Below are 4,485 nucleotides of genomic sequence, written 5' to 3'. Positions count from 1 at the left end.
GTGTCAGTCGACACAGATGTATCTGACACGCCGTCTTCGCGAGCAGGCTCGCTCCCACAGGGATTGTTGGTTTTTTTCGCGGGGTATTTTTGCTTCATGTGGCACCTCGCATGGAGCCCGATGTTCGGACTCTGAACACTCGAGGTGCCGGTTTTAATCGCCGTTCCAACGGTTCAATCACCGGTCGTCGGTGACTCATTACGCTGAATCAGGACGACGACTGGAGTTGTTTGACGATCTTGTCCTTGACCTCCAGGCGCTTCGCCTTGAGCTTGGTCACCGCGTCATCGCTGGATTTGGCTTCCTCTGCCTCCACCACAGCTTTATCCGCCTGGGAATACTTGTTGATCAGTGAATCCAGTAACGGATCCTCGGCGCGTTTCTTCTGGATTTCTTCCTTCGTGCGTTTCAGATCCTGAAAAAGGTCGTGGGGCACCGGCATGGAACACCTCCGTTTGTTAATCGGTAGCAAACGCGACTGATTGCGTTCGCCAACTATCAGAATGGCCTTGGTTGGCCGGTTCTGTCGACCATCTGTCTGACCAGCGGTGTCCGTTCGTCGCCCTGTATCAAAAACGATAAAACCTTTGCCCGGGCGCCAGCCTCCACAGGTTAACGATCACCTCGATCACTTGTGTGGAGAAGCACCTATGGACGGATTCAACTTGCGCCACCTCGCTCTGGCCGTTGCCTTGAGTACCAGCATCGGCACGGCATTCGCAGCCACCTCCAACGACTTTGTCGACAAGGCCGCCGCCGGTGGTATCGCGGAAATCGAAACCAGCCGCCTGGCGCTGGAAAAGAGCCAATCGGCAGACATCAAGGCATTCGCCAACATGATGATCACCGACCATGGCAAGGCCAACGATGAACTGGCGACCATCGCGAAAAAGAATGACATCGAAGTGCCAGACGACACGACGCTGGTAAAGCAGGCCAAGGAAAAAATTCTCGACATGCGTGACGAGTCCTTCGACGCGGCCTACGCCAACAATCAGGTCAAGGCCCACGAAGACGCCATTGAGCTGTTCGAGAAGCAAGCCAACACGGTGACGGATGACAGAACCAAAGGCGCTACCGAGCTGAAAGGCTTTGCGCAGAAAATGTTGCCTGGGCTGGAAAAACATCTGGATATGGCGAAAAAACTCCAGGCTGCCCATCCGGGCAAATAATGGAGCTGTGATCCTTGTGGCGAGCGAGCTTGCTCGCGCTGGGCTGCGCAGAGCAGCCCCAAAAATCTGACAACCTTTGCGATCTCAGTGCGATTTTTGTGAGTGCTGCGCACTCAAGCGGGAGCAAGCTCCCTCGCCACATATTTTGTGTCTGCCTGCCAGTTTTATGTCCGCCACCTAGCCACCATCCGTGTCGATATCGGCATCGGTGTCATCGCTGGGCTTGGGTCGATCCGGGTTGGGCTTGAAGCCCGGACTGAATTCATTGTCGTTATCGGTATGGCGGTTTTTCTGGTCAACCGCCGTATCACCGCTCTGTGGCTCCGGGGTGCTTTGCGGGGGTTCGCCAAGATTTTTCTCTTTCATAAGAACCTCGTTCATCACTGCAAGTACGCGGCCGAAACACTCGGGCCTTGTAGTTTCGAAGTCACGACGCGGTCAACGTTCCCTTCATCAGCCTCCTACCGGACAATTGTGAACGCCAAAGACCCATTGTGGGAGCGAGCCGGCTCCGGGCGGCGATCCGACGAAGAGGCCAGCAGATTCACTGCCCATTCAAGCCAAGCCCAAAGTCCTGGCAAGGAACGGCGCCGTCCGGCTCTTTTTGCTCTTGGCCACTTTCTGCGGTGCGCCCGCCACGACAATCTTGCCCCCCTGATCCCCAGCCCCTGGACCCATATCGATCACCCAGTCACTCTGCGCCACCACGCGCATTTCATGTTCGACAACGATCACCGTGTGCCCCGCCTCCACCAGGTTGTTCAACTGTTCAAGCAAGCGATCGACGTCCCGCGGGTGCAACCCGGTGGTGGGTTCATCGAGCACGTACAGCGTCGCCCCGCGCTGATTGCGTTGCAGCTCGGTGGCCAGCTTGATGCGCTGGGCTTCGCCGCCGGACAGCTCCGTCGCCGGTTGGCCGAGACGCAGGTAACCCAGGCCGATATCGCGCAGTACCTCCAACGAACGACGCACGGCTGCTTGCTCGGCGAAGACCTCGACCGCCTGGTCCACGGTCAGTTGCAGTACCTGGGCAATGTTGCGCCCCTGCCAGGTGATTGCCAGGGTTTCTGGGTTGTAGCGGGCGCCGTGGCAGGTCGGGCATGGTGCATAGACACTGGGCATGAACAGCAACTCGACGCTGACAAAACCCTCGCCTTCGCAGGTCGGGCAGCGGCCCTTGGCGACGTTGAAGGAAAACTGCCCGGCGTCATAACCCGCCGCCTGGGCCTCGGGCGTGGCGGCGTAGAGCTTGCGCACGTTGTCGAACAGCCCGGTGTAGGTTGCCAGGTTGGAGCGCGGGGTGCGGCCGATGGGTTTCTGGTCGACTTGCACCAGACGTTTGATCGACGCCAGTCCCGCCGTCACCTGGCCACCGCTGACTTGCGGCGCATCGTCTTCCAGGCTCGGCTCTTGCGAGTCGCTGTCAGTGGACGGGCGACCGAGGTGCGCGCCAACCAGCTCCAGCAAGGCCTGGCTGACCAGGCTGGATTTGCCCGAACCCGAAACCCCGGTCACCGCGGTAAAACACCCCAGCGGAAACTCGACGTCGAGGTTGTTCAGGTTATTGCGGGTGATGCCTTCCAGACGCAGCCAATCGCTTGGCTTGCGCAAGGTTCGGGATGTGGCGATGTTTCCGGCGAATAGATAAGCGCGGGTTTGTGAATCAGTGACATCGGCCAGCCCCATGGGTGCGCCGCTGTACAGCACCCGACCGCCATGCTCACCCGCCGCCGGTCCGACATCGATCAACCAGTCGGCGCGGCGCATGGTTTCCAGGTCGTGTTCGACCACGAACAAGGTGTTGCCGGCGGCTTTCAAGCGTTGCAGGGCCTCGAACAACGCCTCGCCATCGGCCGGGTGCAAGCCGGCCGAAGGTTCGTCCAGCACGTAGATCACACCGAACAGCTGCGAACCCAACTGCGTTGCCAGGCGCAGGCGCTGCAATTCGCCGGACGACAGTGTCGGGGTGCTGCGCTCCAGTGCCAGGTAACCAAGGCCCAGATCGGTCAGAGTGCTGACCCGCTCCAGCAGGTCCTGGGCGATCCGTTGCGCGGCCAGGCGTTTTTCCACCGACAGGTTCGGTGTATGCCGTACATCCGGCGCATTGGCGTGGCCACTGGCGCCGTGGGCGACGCGCTGTTCTCGGGCTTCGCGGGTCTGGCGGTGGGTCAGCACCTCACCCGCCTCCTCGCCCTCCTGCAGATAATGCTCGGCTGCCACCGGCCTGAGTACGTCGGCCACTTGCAGCAATGGCATCTGCGACAACTCACCGATGTCGTAGCCGGCGAAGGTCACCGACAAGGCCTCGCGCTTGAGGCGTTTGCCGTCGCACAACGGGCAAGGGCTGCCGAGCATGAATTGCGAGACGCGCTTCTTCATCAGCGCACTTTGCGAATGGGTGAAGGTGTGCAGGATGTAGCGCCGTGCGCCGGTGAAGGTGCCTTGGTAACTCGGCTCCATCTTGCGCTTGAGGGCGACCCGGGTTTCTTCCGGGGTGAGCCCGGCATACACCGGCACCGTCGGGGTTTCTTCGGTGAAGAGAATCCAGTCGCGCTGTTTTTTCGGCAGTTCACGCCAAGGGATATCGACGTCGTAGCCCATGGTCACGAGGATGTCCCGCAGGTTCTGGCCCTGCCAGGCCAATGGCCAGGAAGCGACCGCACGCTGGCGAATGCTCAGGCTCGGGTCCGGTACCATCAGCGCTTCGGTAACTTCATACACCCGACCCAGGCCATGGCATTCGGCGCAGGCGCCCTGGGGTGTGTTCGGCGAAAAGTCTTCGGCGTACAGCATTGGCTGCCCCGCCGGATAACTGCCGGCGCGCGAATACAGCATGCGGATCAGGCTCGACAGGGTCGTGACGCTGCCCACCGAAGAACGCGTACTCGGCGTACCCCGTTGTTGCTGCAAGGCCACTGCCGGCGGCAAGCCTTCGATGGAGTCGACATCCGGCACCCCGACCTGATCGATCAGGCGCCGCGCATAAGGCGCCACGGACTCGAAATAACGCCGTTGCGCCTCGGCGTACAGGGTCGAAAACGCCAGGGAAGACTTCCCCGAACCCGACACCCCGGTGAACACCACCAGGGCATCGCGGGGGATATCGACATCGATGTTCTTGAGGTTGTGTTCCCGGGCGCCGCGCACCCTGACCATGCCTGAGGGGGGAGTTGAGGTGCGCGTTGAAGTCATCGGGTCGCCTTACATAAATTACTGAAAAAACACCATTCCCCTGTGGGAGCGAGCCTGCTCGCGAATGCGATCTGTCATTCAACATAGATGTTGCCTGACACTCCGCTTTCGCGAGCAGGCT

General features: G+C 60.3%; 4 protein-coding genes. 1 reads left to right on the top strand and 3 read right to left on the bottom strand.

Going from position 1 to position 4,485, the window contains the following annotated elements; genetic code table 11:
• Positions 1-208: 208 nt before the first annotated feature.
• Positions 209-442, bottom strand: a complete 234-nt coding sequence (locus ACW9HW_RS29075) for a DUF465 domain-containing protein (protein WP_008059225.1) — start codon at positions 440-442, stop codon at positions 209-211.
• 208 nt (positions 443-650) lie between these two features.
• Between ACW9HW_RS29075 and ACW9HW_RS29070 the strand changes: the two genes are divergently transcribed.
• The gene (locus tag ACW9HW_RS29070) at positions 651-1,172 is read left to right on the top strand and encodes a DUF4142 domain-containing protein (protein WP_095194665.1); all 522 of its coding nucleotides are present in this window, start codon (positions 651-653) and stop codon (positions 1,170-1,172) included.
• 177 nt (positions 1,173-1,349) lie between these two features.
• Here ACW9HW_RS29070 and ACW9HW_RS29065 read toward each other — a convergent pair whose 3' ends face one another.
• Entirely contained in the window at positions 1,350-1,538 is a 189-nt protein-coding gene (locus ACW9HW_RS29065) for a hypothetical protein (RefSeq protein ID WP_095194664.1), read from the bottom strand.
• 189 nt (positions 1,539-1,727) lie between these two features.
• The gene (locus tag ACW9HW_RS29060) at positions 1,728-4,364 is read right to left on the bottom strand and encodes an excinuclease ABC subunit A (protein WP_457402761.1); all 2,637 of its coding nucleotides are present in this window, start codon (positions 4,362-4,364) and stop codon (positions 1,728-1,730) included.
• Positions 4,365-4,485 lie beyond the last annotated feature (121 nt).

This window comes from Pseudomonas sp. SDO5532_S415, from assembly GCF_054071155.1.
The sequence above is the reverse complement of the archived record's forward strand: the minus strand, read 5'-3'. Positions and strand labels throughout refer to the sequence as shown.